We start from the raw sequence: 16,912 nt of genomic DNA on the forward strand, positions 1-16,912 counted from the left end.
ACCAACCGCCAACCGCCGACGCCAACCGCCAGCCACCACCGCCAACCATCAAGAGCACCAAGCACCAAGCACCAACCGCCGACGCAACCATCAAGTACCAACCCCCGAACCCCGAACCCCGAACCCCGAACCCCAAACCCCGAACCCCGAACCCCGAACCCCGAACCCCGAACCCCGAACCCCGAACCCCCAACAAACGCGAATAAACGACGGGGCAAATGCCTCCTCGTTTATTCGCAACTCGTATAATAACTCATCTGCACGCACTCATCTACTCAACACACGTCTACTCTCTTAAACTATTTAACCGACTTAATAATTAACGCCGCAGCATCCAGCTCCGCCCCGCCGTAGATCGTAATCGTGCGCGTCTCGCCCGGCAGCAGGTCGAAGTAGTGATCGCTCAGCCTCACGTCGTCCGGCAGTTCGAAATGAACCGCATGCGCGTAAGCGTCAGCGGTCAGCGTGAGCAACAGATCGCCGCCGACGGCTGCGCTGTGCGCGATCGCCACGTTCGCCCCCGGAAGCGCAAGCGTCCGTATGTCGCCGGGGCGCAGTACTGCAGGCTGCATGCGTTGCGGGTCCGCGGTCGGAACTGCTGCGAAGAGACCACCCTTGCGGTCTGCGTGCGCGAACCGGTGCACGACGCCGCGGAAGCGGGCGGGGATGACCACGTCGACCGTTTCCGTCTGCCGCTCGCTCCCGTCGAACGCGATGAAGCCGCATGCCAGCGTTTCGCGTATCGCTTCGCCCGTCTCGTTCACGGCCGTCACTTCGATCGTGCCGGCCTGCTCTCGCAGGATCAGCTTCGCGGGCGAGAAAGCCCGGCGGACGCCGTAGTAGGACAGCTTGCGTTTCAAATAATAGTCGACGATCGTCCAGCCGACCTCGCCCCAGCAATCGTTGTACATCCAGAAGAGCGCGCCGGAACAGAAGCTCTTGCTGCGAATCGCTTCCAGCGAATATTGGTACATCAAGCTTTGGCAAAGTCCCGCGTAATGCAGGTATTCGTCCAGGCTGAGGTCGTCCTTGTCCGCGTAATGCTTCCGAATGCCTGCAACGACGGTATCCGCCTCGAACGTGTTCGTGTGCAGCCGCCACACCTTGCTCGACGTATCAATCGCCGCCCCGTCGAAATACGTCTCGATCGACGATCGCCGGCAGGGTCCGATGTAACCGTACTCCGACACGAACTTCGCCTGAACCTCGTCATAGATTTCCGGGGTAATCCGCCTCGCCATCTCCGGATTCATCGTGCCGTCATGCCAATGATGCCGATCGCCCATCGCATTGCCGTTCGGATGGATGCCTCCGTAAGGCGAGCTGTTCCAATACGGAATATGCGGGCTGTTGCGGCGGATCCATTCCGGCGCGATCTCGTTGTACACGACAGCGCCGCCGTAGAAGGCCGGATGCCGCGTATTGTTCCACCATTCGTCGAAGCCCCAATGATTCTCGTTGTTGCCGCACCAGAGCGCCATGGCCGGATGGTTGCGCAGCCGCCGCGTCTGGTAGTCGATTTCCCGGGACACTTCTTCCTTGAACCAGTCCAGATGGTCGGGATATTTGCCGCAGGAGAACATGAAATCATGCCAGATCAGGATGCCGCGCGCATCGCAAGCCTCGTAGAAAATATCCCGTTCGTAAATCCCCCCGCCCCAAATCCGCAGCATGTTGAAATTCGCTTCCGCTGCTTCGTCGACCAGTGCCGTATATTTCTCGTCGCTGACGCGCGCGATAATGGCGTCCGCGGGAATCCAGTTACCGCCCTTGCAGAAGACGGGGACGCCGTTCACCTCCAGCGTAAACTGGCGCTCCGGCTCGTCTCCCGTCGCCGCGACGGAATCCGTATTGATGCGCACCGTGCGGATGCCGACCTGGAACGGCGGATACGCAACGATCTCGTCGCCGCAGCTTATGGATGCTTCGACCGTATACAGCGGCTGGGCGCCCATTCCGTTCGGCCACCACAGCTCCGCGTCCGGCACGTCGGCCTCGTACGCGAGATAGTTGAGCCCCGAACGGAGGCAGATCGGCTCGCGGATGACCGCCGCCTCGCCGCTGCCGTCCGGACGAAGCAGCCGAAGCGACAGCTCGGCTTCCCGCGTCTGGAACGGGTGCAGCTGCTCCGCTTCCACCTCGAAGGCGATGCGAGCCGTATTCGCTTGCGCAGCGGCAGGACCGCTGCCCGCGCTTCCGCTCCCTGCGCCATGCGCCGATACTGGCGCGCCACCCGCGCTTCCGCTCCCTGCGCCATGCGCCGAGACTGGCGCATCACCCGTGCTTCCGCTCCCTGCGCCATGCGCCGAGACTGGCGCGCCACCGGCGCTTCCGCTCCCTGCGCCATGCGCCGAGTCAGGCGCGCCACCGGCGCTTCCGGCCCCCGGGCTATGCGCCGAGTCGGATGTGCCGTCCGCCTGCGACGGCACGCGGACCGTCACCGCGCTGACGGCGCGGATGGCCACGGCGCGTTCCGCCTCCAGCCACACGCCGCCGACAATGCCGGTCGTGGCGATGCGCGGCCCCCAGTCCCAGCCGTAGACGAACTGCGCCTTGCGCACGTTGGCGCGGCGCTGGTCGCCGCGATAGCCGACGGCGTCGTTTTTCATTTCGGCCAGCGTGCCGTCCGTCATGGCGATATCGCTTTCCGAGACATGCTCCAGGCCGGAGGTTACCCGGACGAGCAGCTCGTTATTCCCTTCGGTCAGCATGGCGCGCACGTCGCGGCGGAACGGGTAGAAGGCGCTGCGATGATGGCCCAGATGGATGCCGTTCAGCCAAATATCCGCTTCGGCGTCCAACGCCTCCATATGCAGCATGAGACGGTCGCTCGCAAGCAAATCCTCCGTGACCAAGAAGCCTTTGGCAAACCACCATGACCGCTTCTCCGTCCATTCGGCCGCGAAGCAGTAGTCGGCGAGTACCGGATCCTGGATCCGCCCTTGCTCGATGAGCGGCATATGAATATCGCACGGAAGCGCGGCCACGGGCAGCCAGCCGTCCGTCTTGCGCTGAACCCGGTACGCTTCCTCCGGTCCGCAGGACAGATCCTCATCCGTTAAACGCCAGTCTTCGTTCAGTTGCAACCGCATGTGCAGCCCTCTTTTCTCAAAATTACGTTATGCTGACAGCGTAGCATTGTAAGCGGTTCAGTTCTTCATTTCTACTGACGATTCATTGCGCTGTGCTGATATAATGGGGGTAAAGGAGCGTGCCGCAATGCTGCATTTGAAGGCCGACGAGCTGATCGATCCCGAGCTGGAAACGATGTTCTACTATCACCGCAAGCTCAACTACTGGACGATCGTGCATGACCATGATTTTTACGAATGTTTCCTGATTACGGACGGCCGGGTGCATCATATCGTGAACGGCGTCAGGCAGCTGCTGACGGAAGGCACGCTGCTGTTCATTCGCCCGCATGATACGCACAGCTACGAGCGAGTGGGGGAGGAAGAGGCGGAGCTGCTGAATATTAATTTTCGCTCCTCGATGATGGAGCAGGCGTTGGCGTACCTGGGCGAAGGCTTCTCGGCGGAACGGTTGACCGATGCGGAACTGCCTCCCCAATGCACGCTGTCGAGGGAGGACGCGGCTTGGCTGATTCGGCAGTACGAGCGCATTCAGACAGGAGCGGCCGAGGGGAACAGGCAGGTTCGGAGCGCAGCGCGGGGGATGCTGATCGAGCTGCTGGACCGTTTCTTCGGACCTCCCGGGGCAAGCAGCCGACCGGATGCGCCAGCGTGGCTGAACCAGCTGCTGGAGCGTATGAAGGACAAGTCCATGCTGGCGGAAGGGGTGGAGGCGTTCTACCGTCTGACGTCGTATTCCCCGGAGCATGCGTGCCGGGTGATGAAGAAGCATTACGGCGTCTCGCCGACCGATTGGATCAACGACCAGCGGCTGGCTTATGCGGCGCTGCTGCTGACGCAAGGCGAAGCGTCCATACTGGCGATCTCCCTGGAATGCGGTTACGGCAGCCTCAGCTATTTCTACAAAACGTTCGCGGACCGCTTCAAACAGACGCCGGCCCACTATCGCCGAACGCATCGCAAGACGGCTATTCCCGTACATGGACCTGCCTGGCAGTGACGGAAGGAAGGATGGCCAATCAAGCTTCGTGCGACCCCGTTCGCGGCCATTCGAAGACATCCCGCTTGCAGGCATGCATTAATCCGACTTATAATCATCAGACTGCGATTCATTGGGAGGCGACAAACGATGATTTATTTGGAGACGGAGAGACTCCGGTTCCGCGATTGGGAGGCGGAGGATCTCGAGCCGTTTCGGCAGATGAATGCGGACGAGACCGTCATGCGGTATTTTCCCAACAGGCGGACCGCCGAGGAGACGGACGCGTTCCACCGGTCGATTCAGGTCGAGCATAAGGCCTGCGGCTTCGGACTCTATGCCGTGGAAGCGAAGGCGACGGGCGAATTTATCGGGTTCATCGGCTTCCATCGGGCGGTGTTCGAATCGGATTTCACGCCATGCATCGAGATCGGCTGGCGGCTGCGGCAGGAGGCTTGGGGGCAGGGATTCGCGACGGAGGGAGCGGCAGCCTGCCTGCGTTACGGCTTCGAGACGCTTGGCCTGACGGAGGTGTACAGCTTCACGGCCGAGGCGAACACCCCCTCGCGCAGCGTCATGATCAAAATCGGCATGCAGTACGTGAAGTCGTTCGATCACCCGAAAGTCGAACCGGGCCATCCGCTTCGGCGGCATGTGCTTTATCGCATCGCGAGACCGTAACCTTCACCCAAACTCGCGAAACACCGTCCGCCGCAGCTCCGGCCATTCCTTCTTGATGATGCTGAAATACACGTCGTCCCTGCACTCGCCTTCCGCATTCTCGTAATTGCAGCGGAACAAGCCTTCCTGCTTGGCTCCGAGCTTCAGCACGGCACGCCGAGACCGCAGGTTCTCGGCATCGACGCTGAATTGCACGCGGTTGAAGCCCAGCGTCCCGAACGCATAGCGCAGCAGCTCGTACTTGACGGCGCGGTTCAGGCCGGTGCCGCGGTAAGCTTCTCCGTACCACGTCCAGCCGATTTCCAACCGTTTGGCCCCGAACTGGATATGCCCGAATCGCGTCGAGCCCGCGACTTCGCCGGTCTGCCGGTCAACGACGATAAACGGGTAATGCGTGCCTGCATCCCGGCTGGCCAACGCCTCTGCGATGTAGGCCTGCAAGTCGTCCTCGCCGCGAACGATAATTCCGGCGAAGGCATGCAGCTCCGGGTCGGTAATAATCCGGCGAAGCCCCTCCGCGTAGTCGCTGCTGAATGGCACCAGCTTTACGCGTTCGTTCTCCAGCACGATCTCGCCTGCATACCAATCCTTCATGCCCATTCCCCTTTCCGATCCAATCTTGGCAAACTTACGTACGGAACCTGTCGCTCATTCGCGAGCTTGCTTAAACATACAACAAATCCCCCGTTCCGAAGAATGGAGGATTTGACGAGTCATTGGCACTATTTGCGTAATGACGACTATTTGCGTAATGACGACTATTTGCGTAAAGGAAGACTATTGCGCGGAAGAAGGTTTGTCCGCCGGGACCGGCAGCGTATAGGTTAACGGCTTATCGTTCGTGGCCAGCGGGCTGTTGTCCTCAAAATACAGCACGTCGCCGGCGCGCTTCACGAAGTGCAGCCTGTCGCCATAATAAGGCGTGTCGTTCGTCGTGGCGTACTTGGCGCCTTCCGCATCCAGCAGCTTCTCGTACAGCTTGACGGTTCCGCCCGAGCGACGGTCGACGAGCGTAAGCAGCCCGGAGCTGTTCGGACGAATGAGGAGGAAATCATCGTCGATGCCTTCGACGAAATAGTCGTCTTCCTCGCCGCCCAGCTTGACGAGATCGATCGTTTGCTCCACGTTGCCGGTACCGTCTTCGATGATCCGCAGCGTTCGGCCGTCCGTGAGCAGCAAGTGATTGCCATAGGACTTGACGTTTTCTTCGTATCGCAGCCAATAGCCGACACTTGCCTTCCGAATGACGGCGCCGTTCTTAAGGACGAGCGTGAACACATGATTATTGATATGCGGTTCGCCATAGTTATCGAGGATGGTCAGGTAGAGCAGGCCGCCCTTGGTAGGCTGGAATTTCATGGTTACGCCGTCGAACAGCTGCGAGCCGAGATCGGCAAGCTTCACCGGATCGCCGTTCTTGCCGCCGCTCGCGAACAGTTCGCCCGTGCCCTTGACGATGCTGTACGTGCGGCCGTTATACGTCTGGCTGACGCCCGCATAGGTATGCAGGTTCTTGGCGCTGAAGACATGGTTCTTCGCGTCCCAGGCAATCGAGTTTCCTTCAAGCGTCATGACCACATAGCGGGCGCTGACGTACAGCTTTCCTTGACTCATGAAAGGGGCGGGCACTCCTCTTACGGGGGCGCCGTCCAAGACGGCGGAGGTGCTTCCGATCCGCACGGCCGTGCTTCGGCCATAACCGGTAAAATCGGCGCGTTGATGCGCATTGTCCCACTGCATCCGCATGCCTGCCATTTCGAAGGCGTCGGCCGGGAGGTAGACCGTTCCGTTCTTGTTCATGGCGCTCACTGTCGAGACGCCTCCGCTATCCCAGGACAGCCGGGCATAGGCGGGCGTACTAGCGTGGGCCGCGGCAGGAGCTGCAATAACCGGAGCCGCGAGCGAGGCGGCAAGAACCGCCGCTGTCAGCCATTTGTTCCTCAATGAAACCATCGCCTTTCCTGCGCTTAATAGCCACTATTTCTCTAGTCGTAGACGACGCGGTTCGACAGAAAGTTGCGTACCCGCGAAGGAGGCGGCGTTGACACGGCCAGCCTTAAGTCAGGGCTGATCCGCTGCTTGAAACGCAGCGCAATCGGCGCCTCGGTTCCAACGTCTCGCGGGCTCGAAAGCCGCATCGCCTCTTCAAATTGGACGCATCCAGCGTCGAATAGTTGCACGCGCCGCGCGTAGGAGCCGCGGAGACGCACCCTAAGCTGTTCACTCAACTATACAAAAGTAAGTAACTTGTTGTATGATGAGCGTATACTTGAAGTTCACGCTTGCGGCACTCTAGAATGCATAGCTTTTATTAATAATCGTAAATAGAACTGAACCATACAGGGGAGTTGGAACGAACAATGCTGCCATCGTTGTTTATATGCCACGGTTCGCCGATGATGGCCGTGGAAGAGTCGGATTATACCGAATTTCTGAAGGAGACCGGGGCAAGATTCCGGCCCAAAGCGATCGTGATTTTCAGCGCCCATTGGGAGGCGGGGGCAGTGACCGTGTCGTTCGCGGAGGGGCCCCTGCCGACGATCTACGATTTCGGCGGGTTCCCGGACGAGCTGTACCGCATGACGTATCCGGCGCCGGGATCGCCCGAAATTGCAGCCAAGGTGGAGGAGAAGTTCCTCGCGCACGGGATCGACACGCACCGGGACCCCGAGCGCGGCTTGGATCACGGTTCATGGGTATTTCTCCGCCACATGTATCCGAACGCCGACATCCCGGTCGTGACGATTTCCGTCAATCCGTTCCTGCCGGCAGCGCAGCAGATCGTCATCGGCGAAGCGCTGCGAGGCTTGGGAGCGGAAGGCATTCTCGTCATCGGCAGCGGCACGACGGTGCATAATTTCAACGAGATCAAATGGAAGCAGGAGCATGCCGAGCCTTGGGCGGACGAATTCGACCAGTGGATCGCGGACAAGGTCGTACACCGCGATACCGAGGCGCTCGCGAATTACGAACGGCTCGCGCCGCATGCGAGACGCGCCGTGCCGCGGGCGGAGCATTTCGTCCCGCTGCTGCTTGCTTACGGCAGTTCTTCGGGAGAGGTCAAGCCGCGCGCGTTGTTCGAAGGGTTCCAAATGGGTACGTTCAGTCTGCTGTGCATGGAAATGTAACGCGGGCCATCCGCAGTTACTAGGCGTTGGTCTTAGCCGGTTTTCTCCATTGTCATGGAGGAGCCGGCTATTTGCGCGGAGACGAGAGCGATGGACAACGTATGCCTGCGCCGCTGTCCATCCTTTCCCTGCGTAATTGCTCATTCTTCCGCTGCTCGGGTCGGCCAGTTATGCAGGAAAAAGATCGCGCTTCGCGAATGCTTTAACCAATCAATATCGACATAGGCCGACAATCGGCACTGGGAGGATTCGCTTATGGCAGCGGCAATCGAATCATCGTATCTGAATCACATTACGGCAGCGCTCCAGCAGCATTGGCCGAGCAACCGGGCCGTGAACATCGTATGCCACGGGCACAGCGTGCCTTCGGGTTATTTTGCGACGCCGGTCGTGGATGCCATGAACGCGTATCCGCACCTGCTGCGGGCGAAGTTGGCGGAACGGTTTCCTTTTGCTGTCATGAACGTGATCGTCACCGCGATCGGCGGGGAGCAATCGGAGCAGGGAGCGGAACGCTTCGGCAGCGAGGTGCTGACGCACAGGCCCGACGTGCTGACGATCGATTACGCGCTGAACGATCGGGGACTCGGTCTCGAACGGGCCGGCGCGGCATGGCGCTCCATGATCGAGGCGGCGCTCGCGCAGGGAACGAAAGTGATCCTGATGACGCCGACCTGGGAGAGCAGCTACGCCGATCCGCAATCCGACGCCTGGCGGCAGTTGTGCGCGCACCGGGATCAGGTCGTCGCGCTGGCCGAGGAATACGGCGTCGGGCTAATGGACAGCTTCGGGCTGTTCGAAGACTACGCCGCGCGAGGCGGACAAGGCTCCGACCTGCTCTCTTGGGTGAATCACCCGAACCGCAAAGGGCACGAGCTGGTTGCGGAGGGCTTGCTGAGATGGTTCAATTACTTGAATTGGCGGCCATGATGCGGATTCGAGAAAAAGGTGGAAAAAGTACAACGAACTTACGGAGATAAGCCATTGAGCGGATTCCGTGCATCGGGGAAAATGAAAGCGTGCAGCATTACCGGAACCGTCCCATGTTTCCGCAGCTTCGCCGCTCGCGGTTCGGCATGGCAGGCGCTATCCATGGAGGAGAGATGAGCATGCTTAACCTGACCGAAGAGCAGTTGAAGCAGTATGACGAACGGGGATATATCGTGTTCGACCGGTTGTTCAGCGAGGCGGAGATCGACGTTATCCGCGAGCCGATCGACCGGCTGGACGAGGAATCCGCGCGCCGCTTGGCGTCGGGCCGGGATTTCATCAGCGCGGCGAACCAGATCAACTTTACCAGCCATTTGAATTACCAGCATCCCGATATTCAGAAGTTCATCGCGGATCAGCGGTTCGTGGACATTACGACGACGCTTCTCGGACCGGATACGCGGCTGTATTGGGATCAGTCCGTCTATAAGCGGCCCGAAGCGAACCGGGATTTCCCTTGGCATCAAGATAACGGCTACGTGCCGACGGAGCCGATTCATTATTTGACCTGCTGGCTGGCGCTCGAGGATTCGACGATCGAGAACGGCTGCATCTATGTTCAGCCCGGCTCGCATAAGCAGGGTTTTGTCGAGCACGTGTATTCGGAGATCGGCTACGTCTGCTATCAAGGCGAGGATCCGGGCACGCCGGTAGAGCTGAAGAAGGGCAGCATGGTCGCGTTCCATTCCCTATTGTTCCATCGCAGCACGCCGAATCAGAGCCAAAAGACCCGCAAAGGCTACGTGATTCAGTACTCCGTCGTCGGTTCCTTCAACCCGGATACGGGCAAAGAGTTCTTGAACGGACCGATCATCGCGCGGGACGGCAAGAGCGCCTATACCGGCTTTGTCACGCAGGCCGAGGTCGAGCGGAGCACGGGTACGCGTGTCTAAAGCGATCCGCTGCTGCGCAAACAATCTCCAAACGAAAGGAGCGGCGGCATGACAGGAAACTTCTTCGAGGGGGGCTGGCGCGTGCGGCCGTCGGCTGTGGCCCATGCGTATTACCCGTCGCTCGATATCCAAAATATCGTGTATCCGCATTGGGTCGTAAGCTTCGTCACGGACGGCGAGGTCGAATTGCAGGCCGGCGGCGTGACGCGGCATGCCTTCTCGGGACAAGTCATGCTGCATGCGCCGCATCTCCCCTTCTCGGAGCGATCCGACCGCGGCGGCAATCACCGCTGGTTCGTGGTCGAAGCGGCCAATGATCACGGGATGGAGCTGCTCCGGCTGTATCCCGTCGGCGAAGTGACGACGATCATGGATCCCGGAAAATATATACAAGTATTCGACCAAATGCTCGCGGCGTGGGGAGACAAGGAAGGGGCATTTCGGGAGATGGAGATCTCCAGCCTGTGTCAACTGCTCCTCTTCTATTTGCTTCAGAGCTGGGAGCGGGGCGGCAGAACGCCGCGTTCGCTGCCGGCTTCGAAGAACGACAAGCGGTTTCAGGTGCTGATCACGCACATCAACGCCAAGCTGGACGAGAAAGTAAGCCGCGAGCAGCTGGCCGAGCTCGTGCACATGAATCCGAACTATCTCGACCGCATCTTTGCCGAGAAGTTCCGGCTGACGCCGATGCAGCTGCTCCGCGAGCTCCGGCTGCGCAAGGCTAGGCGGCTGCTGGAGCAGACGGAACTGCCGCTCTCCCAGATCGCCGTCCAATGCGGAATGGGCGACGCGGCTTATCTCAACCGCCAGTTCGCCAAGAGCTGCAGCATCACGCCTGGCGCATACCGGGAGCGGGCGCGGCTCGCGAACCAGAATTATTATGGGGGATAGGCGGGTGCAACTATAGTGAATCGTACTAGCGTGCTTCCGCTAATCCGTAAATTAACGAACAGTAAAAGAGCCTCGGCATACACCGCCGAGGCTCTTAATTTACTGACGTGAATGGCTCGCGTGCTTAATTATCGGCGAGCTTCAGAATCGCCACGCCATATGGCTCTAGTACGAGCTTACCGTCCACTGGTCCGTCGCCGAGCAGGTTGACGACTTCCTTATGGACAGCGACCGTTGCTGGGGTGCTGCCGTAATTCAGCAGGAATGCGAGCAGCTCGCCGTTCTTGTCGCGCAAGCCGAGCTCCACCTGCCGCGGCGCATCGATCCAGTCTGCCGGCGTTGCGATCGGCAGCTTCTCCAGCACCGCGTCCGCGGCTGCATCGTTGAACGCCGCGCCGTAGTACCAAACCTCGCCTTGGCCGTAAGGCCGGCGCGTCATGGCCGGCTTGCCGGCATAGTAGTCGCCGTCGTACACGGCAACCGTCTCGACCGAAGGATCTTCCGGGCGAAGGATTTCATTAAACAGGAGCGCCGTATATTTCGCATCCTCTTGTCCGTAGCCTTCAGCGAACGCGATATCCGGCGGCGTGCCGCTGTCCGCGATGACGGTGAAATCCTCGACCGTGATGCCGCACAACGATGCGACCGGACCCGGGAACGGCATCATTCGGCATTGGCCCGTCTCGTCCTTGAAGCCGGTGCGGCTGCCGAGTATAAGCGTGCCTCCCCCGGCGACATAAGCCTCCAGCAGCGCAGCCGTGTCATCCGACATGATTGCGGCATGCGGGTAGACCAGCACCTTGTACTTCGCCAAGTCGGCGAGCGTCGTTTTGCGGCGCATGTAGATGATATCGACCGGGATATGGCGGAATTGGAAGGCTTTGAACCAGGCATTGCCGCTTTGTCCGCTGAGCGGCCCCTGCCAATGGTCGAATTCGCCGTCCCACTCGTTCTCGTAATCGCGAATAATGGCCGCTTCCGCTAGGAACGACGCGCCCGTAAGCTGCTGGCCGACCGCGGCAAGCTCATGGCCGACGCGCGTTGCTTCCGCGACGCGGCGGTTATCCTGGTTATGGTAATCGTTGATGCCGTGCCAATAAATCTCCGTGCCCATCGTCGCCGTCCGCCAGCGGAAATAGAGGATCATATCCGCGCCGTGAAGGATCGACTGGTACGTCCAGAGGCGCATTTGACCCGGCTTCGGCGCGGGGAGCTTCATGCGGTTCACCCAGCCGCCTGGACCCGATTGCTGCTCCATGATGCAGAAGAGCGGGGAGATGGAGCGGATGGCGCTCAGGCTGGACGACCAGCGCCGATCGAGCAGCGGGTTGTCGCCTCCGTCCGGGTACGCCACCGCGAACAGCGGGTAGGAATCGTACGAGAAGAAATCAAGCAGCTCGTCCGTCAGCTGATGGCTGTCCAGGTGGCCGAACAGGCCGTTCGTCGTTACCCAGTGGTTCGGGCAAAGCTCGCGCAGTACATCGGCCTGCACCTTCGCGAACGAAATCACGCTGTCGGAAATAAAACGTTTCTCGTCGAGCGCATGATGCGGGTTCGGCGAGTCGTTGACGGTCGCGCGCGGCAGATAGACTTGGCTCCAGTTCGTATACGTCTGGCTCCAGACGACCGTGCCCCAAGCCTTGTTCAAGCGGTCCAGCGTCTCGTACTTGGCCTTCGCCCACTCGCGGAACGCGGCATGGTCGGCGTCGGAATAGAAGACGGACGTCTCGCAGTTGAACTCGTTGTCGAGCTGCCACCCGATCACGGCCGGATGATTCGCGAAACGCTCCGCCATCTTGCGGGTAATGCGCTCGCAGAGGTCGCGGTAGATGGGACTGTTATAGTTGTAATGCCTGCGCATGCCGTGGCGGTACGTGACGCCCTTCTGCGAGACGTTCAGCACCTCGGGGTATTTCTCCGTCAGCCAAGCCGGCGGCGTTGCCGTCGGCGTGCCCATGATAACCTGCAGTCCATGGCGATGGGCCGCGTCCAGCGCGCGTTCGAACAGGTCGAACCGGAATTCGCCTTCGACGGGCTCGAAGATCGTCCAAGCGAACTCGCCGACGCGAATGACGGACATGTCCATCTCGCGCATCCGGCGAAAATCATCCTCCCACAGCGTTTCTTCCCAGTGCTCCGGATAATAACAGACGCCGAGCATGAACGCGTCCGTACGGAAACTTTTGCTCATGGTTGCATATCCCTCCCGATATCCTATAAAATCATTACTAAACTTAGTTTAGAACGAAAGGGAATCGATTTCAACCGCTAATTTTGACGTTTTCCGGCTTGAAAGGGATGCCCTTCCACATACGGGAACAGTCCATGCATTCTGATATAATGGACGAGACTAGAGCCGAAGAGGGGCATGCAAGCATGAACAAGCAGACACGCAAAGCAACGATCAAGGACGTCGCGCGCCATGCCGGCGTTTCTCCGACGACGGTGTCTTTTCTATTGAACGGCAAAGAGGATCAGATCAGCGAAGAGACCCGGGAACGCGTGCATGCGGCGATTCGGGAGCTCGATTATACGCCTAACGCGCTCATCCGCTCGCTGCAGGCGAGGGAGACGCGGACGATCGGGTATTATTTTGGCGCGAACGTGCTGGCCAATCCGTATATCAACGAGTTTTTCGTCGGCTTGCACGAGGCGGCGTCGGACTTGGGTTACGATTTGCTCGTCTATCGCCGCCCGCGCGAGGAACTGGAGCGGACGACGTTCGCGGACGGCCGGGTCGACGGCGTCGTATGCTGGCCGAATACGGAGGCGGAGCTGCGGCTGTTCGCGGCGGACGGACTGCGGACGCCGGCCGTCTTGTTCGCGGACACGGATCTGGAGGAACCCTGCAGCGTCGCGGCCAATGATGCGCAAGGCATTGCCGAGCTGATGGAGCATCTGCTGGCGAGGGGCTGTGGACGGTTCTTCTTCGTTGGGAACTATCATGCAGGATTGCATCTGAGACGCAGGCTGAGCCGATTTCAAGAGGCGCTTGCTTGCAAAGGTCTTCGATTCGAGGAATGCCTGACGACCTTGCTCGATTGGGAGGAAGGGATGCTGCGGGCGTTCGCGCGACGGTTGAAGGCAATCGCGGAGACTTCCGAGACGCGGATTGCCGTATGCTGCAGCCACGACCTGGCGGCGGAGCAGCTGATGCCCGAGCTGCTGGCGGCCGGTCTGCGCATCCCGCAGGACATCAGCCTGACCGGTTATGAAGCGACGAATCGCGCGGGCATCACGACGGTGAAGCAGCCGGTACGGGAGCTGGGCAGAGCGGCGGCCGAGCGGGCCGTCGCCCGGATTACGGGCGGTAAGGCGGTAGGGAGCTTGCGTATGGATACGACGTTTATGGTCGGGACGACGAGTTGATTGGGGTTGTTCCTGTAACGGACTAGACGCTGACCGGCAGGACAATAACGGACAGGGCTATAACGGGCCGAACAATATCGGACCCAACAATACTCGACCGAACAATAACGGGCCGAACAATATTGGACCTAACAATACTTGACCGAACAATATCGGACTGAACAAGTGATAGCGAAGTCGAGGCTGCGGAATATTTCCGCGGCCTTTTTTTGCATATCGGGTTCGCGGAATCTGCCGGCAAGCCGCGTCGAGATGCCAAATTCGCTCGTCGTATGCCGGCAATTCGCAGCGAAGCCGCCGCCGAACACGTCTCAAGAAAACAACGGTGTCAGCTCCGACTGGCGGCCGCGGGCGATATATTCCGCCGGGGTCATGGCGCTGTATTTTTTGAAAATCCGGAAGAAATAGGACGAGTCGTAATAACCCAAATATTGCGAGATGCCGGCGATGGTCATGTCGGAGTCGAGCAGCAGGTTGCAGGCCTCGAGAAGCCGAAGCTGGTGCATGTACCGGATCGGCGGCTGCCCGAAGACTTCCTTGAACAAGGCGGTCGTATAGTTCGGCGAGCGATGGATCAGCCGGGCCAGCTGCTCGATCTCGATCGGCTCGCGGTAGTGCTCCAGCACGTAGTGCCTCACGATCTGCGCGTACTGCATCTTGATCGGCGTCATCTCCGGCTTCTCCAGCTCCCGCGAGAGAATCCCGATGAGCTCCTGCGCGATGCCGAGGCAGATGAAGGACCGGAAGCTCTCGCTGCCGCGCATCTCCTCGTAGAGGCGTTCGAACCGCCGCTGGGCGTATTGGAAGTTGGCCAGCCGGAATCGCAGGAACCGTTTTTGGTCGAGGAACGGGATACCCGTGCCGCTCCCCGGCTCGAGGGTGAACAGCGCGGTATACTTCTGATGCGGGCACCCGGGCAGCGTCTCGCCGCAGCGAAGCGTCGATTGCGGGATGTACATAAAGTCCCCTCGCTCCGCGATGACATCTTCTCCGTTGATCCGGTAGCGCACTTTCCCTTCCGTGACGAGAACCAGGATGTTGTAAGCAATCACTTCCTGCTGCGTCCGCCAATGAGGAATGAAATTATCGAAATGTACACTCATGATCTGAATCATACTAGCGCACCTCAAGTTCCAAAGTTGTGAAAATCCTATCATAGCATGGAGATGCGGACAATCCCTTTTATTAATTCCGTCCAAAAAGATAGGAATAGAAATGTACAAGATAGAATCGAAATGTACGTGACTGCCTGCAAAAGCAAAACCTATAATACACCTACAGCCAGTGAAGAGATACGCTGACATTCGTTCGAGACATACCTGACATACGGATTGCGCTAACGGATGAAACATACGGGAGGGAATCTGTTATGAATAAAATGCAAAAGGGCATCGGCGGCGCGGCGGCTTTATTGCTGCTTAGCCAATTAGTCGCTTGCGGCGACACGAGCGGGAACGGGAACGGCAGCATTGACGGTGCGTCCGTCACGACAACCGGCGAGAAGACGAACGAGGGAGCGAAAGCGGAGCAAGTGACGCTGCGGATCATGGACTGGAGCGACAGCATCAAATCGGTGCGCGAGGAATTCCACAGAAAGTTCATGGAAAAGCATCCGAATATCAAGATCGAGTACACGCAGCTCACGATCGACCAATTCAAGAACACGATCCTGACGGCGGTCAAGTCGGGCGAGGCGCCGGATCTGTTCCCCGTTCCCACGGGCATGAAGCTGTCCGCGCTCGTGAAGGACGGCTGGTTCCAGCCGCTCGATCCGTACATCGACCAAAGCTTCAAGGATCAGTTCATCGACGGCACGTTCCAGAACGGCACGACGGTCGTGGACGGTAAGATCTATTCGATTCCGGAAGCGGAAGCACTGCCGAGCAGCCTGCTGTTCTACAATAAGAAACTGTTCCGGGAAGCGGGCCTCGACCCCGAGAATCCGCCGAAGACGTATTCGGAATTCCGCGAAGCCGCGAAGAAAATCACGGAAGCCGGCAAAGGCAAGTATTATGGCATCATCGAAGGCGGCAAGCAAAATAACCGGTGGCTGACGACGGCCAAGGAATGGTCGTCCCTCGCAGGCGCCGGCCTGAACGGCAACTCGCCGATCGACCTGGCGACGGGCAAGGCGACTTACGATTCCGAAGCGGTGCAGGGCGTCTTCTCCCTGTTCGCGGGGCTGCGAGACGACAACAGCTTCCACCCGAACACGATGAGCATTTCCGCTCCGGAGGCGCGCGCGTTGTTCGGTCAAGGACAAGCCGGATTCATCGTGCAGGGCGCTTGGTGCATCGGGGTGTGGAACAAGGACAACCCGGATCTGGAATATGGCGTCATGGCGCCGCCGGTGCCGGACTCGGGCCGCAAGGGCTCGATCCCGATCACGAGCAGCCAGCCTTGGATCGGCTTGTCCGCCGACTCGAAGCATCCGGAGGAAGCGGCGCTGTACCTGAAGGAGTACTACGGCGGCGACTTCTTCCAGCAGGAGCGGGTCAAGTCCGGAGACGCGTTCTCCGTCGTCAAAGGCATCAACGAGAAGTATTCGACGGTCGAGCAGTTGAAGCAATATTACGCGCTGGCGCACGAGTATGGCCATTTGGTGCCTGATCCGAACATCGGCAATCCGGAGGCTTCGGCCGTTTTCGCGCAGTACAAGGACGTTCATCCGGACCTAGGCGAGCTGCTCGGCGGCACGGTGTCCGGTGCGTTTAAGGATTTCAAGACACCGCTGACCGCCTACTCCGGCCAAGTGGACAAAGCGTGGACGTCGGCGATCGACGCCGCGAAGAAGGAGGGCGCCAACGTCGATGCATCGAACTTCGTATTCGACAACTGGGATCCGATGAAGGACTTTCTGGCGGAGGACTACAAGTCGGCCAAATAAAG

At 59.5% G+C, this 16,912-nt stretch carries 13 protein-coding genes; 8 read left to right on the forward strand and 5 right to left on the reverse strand.

The genetic code is table 11. The features are described 5' to 3' along the window. Positions 1-299: 299 nt before the first annotated feature. Positions 300-3,092 carry a beta-mannosidase gene (locus tag GT003_RS25435; RefSeq protein WP_161703256.1) on the reverse strand — a complete coding sequence of 931 codons (2,793 nt, stop codon included), beginning with the start codon at positions 3,090-3,092 and terminating at the stop codon, positions 300-302. A 127-nt stretch (positions 3,093-3,219) separates the two neighbouring features. On the opposite strand from GT003_RS25435, the gene GT003_RS25440 reads away from it, so the two are divergent. Continuing rightward, positions 3,220-4,092, forward strand: coding sequence for a helix-turn-helix domain-containing protein (locus GT003_RS25440; RefSeq protein WP_161703258.1), 873 nt, complete (start codon positions 3,220-3,222; stop codon positions 4,090-4,092). Positions 4,093-4,221: 129 nt separating this feature from the next. Next, on the forward strand, positions 4,222-4,752 hold the full coding sequence (locus GT003_RS25445; RefSeq protein ID WP_161703260.1) for a GNAT family N-acetyltransferase: 531 nt from the start codon (positions 4,222-4,224) through the stop codon (positions 4,750-4,752). A gap of 3 nt (positions 4,753-4,755) precedes the next feature. Here GT003_RS25445 and GT003_RS25450 read toward each other — a convergent pair whose 3' ends face one another. Both GT003_RS25450 and GT003_RS25455 read right to left on the reverse strand, forming a co-directional pair. Then, positions 4,756-5,346: a GNAT family N-acetyltransferase gene (locus GT003_RS25450; protein WP_161703262.1), complete on the reverse strand. Its 591-nt coding sequence runs from the start codon at positions 5,344-5,346 to the stop codon at positions 4,756-4,758. A gap of 183 nt (positions 5,347-5,529) precedes the next feature. After that, complete coding sequence (locus GT003_RS25455; RefSeq protein ID WP_161703264.1) at positions 5,530-6,696, reverse strand: stalk domain-containing protein; 1,167 nt, start codon at positions 6,694-6,696, stop codon at positions 5,530-5,532. A gap of 416 nt (positions 6,697-7,112) precedes the next feature. On the opposite strand from GT003_RS25455, the gene GT003_RS25460 reads away from it, so the two are divergent. From GT003_RS25460 to GT003_RS25475, 4 genes are all read left to right on the forward strand, one after another. Further along, positions 7,113-7,880, forward strand: a complete 768-nt coding sequence (locus tag GT003_RS25460) for a DODA-type extradiol aromatic ring-opening family dioxygenase (RefSeq protein WP_161703266.1) — start codon at positions 7,113-7,115, stop codon at positions 7,878-7,880. A gap of 255 nt (positions 7,881-8,135) precedes the next feature. Further along, entirely contained in the window at positions 8,136-8,810 is a 675-nt protein-coding gene (locus tag GT003_RS25465; protein ID WP_161703268.1) for an SGNH/GDSL hydrolase family protein, read from the forward strand. Between the two features lie 179 nt (positions 8,811-8,989). Next, positions 8,990-9,763: a phytanoyl-CoA dioxygenase family protein gene (locus tag GT003_RS25470; protein WP_161703270.1), complete on the forward strand. Its 774-nt coding sequence runs from the start codon at positions 8,990-8,992 to the stop codon at positions 9,761-9,763. A 48-nt stretch (positions 9,764-9,811) separates the two neighbouring features. Next, a complete protein-coding gene (locus tag GT003_RS25475) occupies positions 9,812-10,654 on the forward strand; it encodes an AraC family transcriptional regulator (RefSeq protein WP_161703272.1) in 843 nt (280 codons plus the stop codon). 124 nt (positions 10,655-10,778) lie between these two features. Here GT003_RS25475 and GT003_RS25480 read toward each other — a convergent pair whose 3' ends face one another. Then, complete coding sequence (locus GT003_RS25480) at positions 10,779-12,845, reverse strand: beta-galactosidase (RefSeq protein ID WP_161703274.1); 2,067 nt, start codon at positions 12,843-12,845, stop codon at positions 10,779-10,781. Positions 12,846-13,030: 185 nt separating this feature from the next. Here GT003_RS25480 and GT003_RS25485 point away from each other — a divergent pair, with 185 nt between their 5' ends. Then, positions 13,031-14,023: a LacI family DNA-binding transcriptional regulator gene (locus GT003_RS25485; protein ID WP_161703276.1), complete on the forward strand. Its 993-nt coding sequence runs from the start codon at positions 13,031-13,033 to the stop codon at positions 14,021-14,023. Between the two features lie 311 nt (positions 14,024-14,334). On the opposite strand, the gene GT003_RS25490 is transcribed toward GT003_RS25485, so the two are convergent. Beyond that, positions 14,335-15,126 carry an AraC family transcriptional regulator gene (locus GT003_RS25490; RefSeq protein WP_239566102.1) on the reverse strand — a complete coding sequence of 264 codons (792 nt, stop codon included), beginning with the start codon at positions 15,124-15,126 and terminating at the stop codon, positions 14,335-14,337. A 266-nt stretch (positions 15,127-15,392) separates the two neighbouring features. Here GT003_RS25490 and GT003_RS25495 point away from each other — a divergent pair, with 266 nt between their 5' ends. Beyond that, positions 15,393-16,910, forward strand: coding sequence for an ABC transporter substrate-binding protein (locus GT003_RS25495; protein WP_161703292.1), 1,518 nt, complete (start codon positions 15,393-15,395; stop codon positions 16,908-16,910). Positions 16,911-16,912 lie beyond the last annotated feature (2 nt).

The sequence above is a fragment of the Paenibacillus sacheonensis genome, assembly GCF_009909195.1.
Classification (GTDB): Bacteria; Bacillota; Bacilli; order Paenibacillales; family Paenibacillaceae; genus Paenibacillus_Z; species Paenibacillus_Z sacheonensis.

Excerpts from the sequence above, each read along its gene's own strand:
- GT003_RS25490 (WP_239566102.1), bottom strand. The coding sequence starts at position 15,126 with ATGAGTGTACATTTCGATAATTTCATTCCTCATTGGCGGACGCAGCAG.
- GT003_RS25445 (WP_161703260.1), top strand. The coding sequence starts at position 4,222 with ATGATTTATTTGGAGACGGAGAGACTCCGGTTCCGCGATTGGGAGGCG.
- GT003_RS25465 (WP_161703268.1), top strand. The coding sequence starts at position 8,136 with ATGGCAGCGGCAATCGAATCATCGTATCTGAATCACATTACGGCAGCG.
- GT003_RS25435 (WP_161703256.1), bottom strand. The coding sequence starts at position 3,092 with ATGCGGTTGCAACTGAACGAAGACTGGCGTTTAACGGATGAGGATCTG.
- GT003_RS25450 (WP_161703262.1), bottom strand. The coding sequence starts at position 5,346 with ATGAAGGATTGGTATGCAGGCGAGATCGTGCTGGAGAACGAACGCGTA.
- GT003_RS25480 (WP_161703274.1), bottom strand. The coding sequence starts at position 12,845 with ATGAGCAAAAGTTTCCGTACGGACGCGTTCATGCTCGGCGTCTGTTAT.
- GT003_RS25440 (WP_161703258.1), top strand. The coding sequence starts at position 3,220 with ATGCTGCATTTGAAGGCCGACGAGCTGATCGATCCCGAGCTGGAAACG.
- GT003_RS25470 (WP_161703270.1), top strand. The coding sequence starts at position 8,990 with ATGCTTAACCTGACCGAAGAGCAGTTGAAGCAGTATGACGAACGGGGA.
- GT003_RS25495 (WP_161703292.1), top strand. The coding sequence starts at position 15,393 with ATGAATAAAATGCAAAAGGGCATCGGCGGCGCGGCGGCTTTATTGCTG.
- GT003_RS25485 (WP_161703276.1), top strand. The coding sequence starts at position 13,031 with ATGAACAAGCAGACACGCAAAGCAACGATCAAGGACGTCGCGCGCCAT.
- GT003_RS25460 (WP_161703266.1), top strand. The coding sequence starts at position 7,113 with ATGCTGCCATCGTTGTTTATATGCCACGGTTCGCCGATGATGGCCGTG.
- GT003_RS25475 (WP_161703272.1), top strand. The coding sequence starts at position 9,812 with ATGACAGGAAACTTCTTCGAGGGGGGCTGGCGCGTGCGGCCGTCGGCT.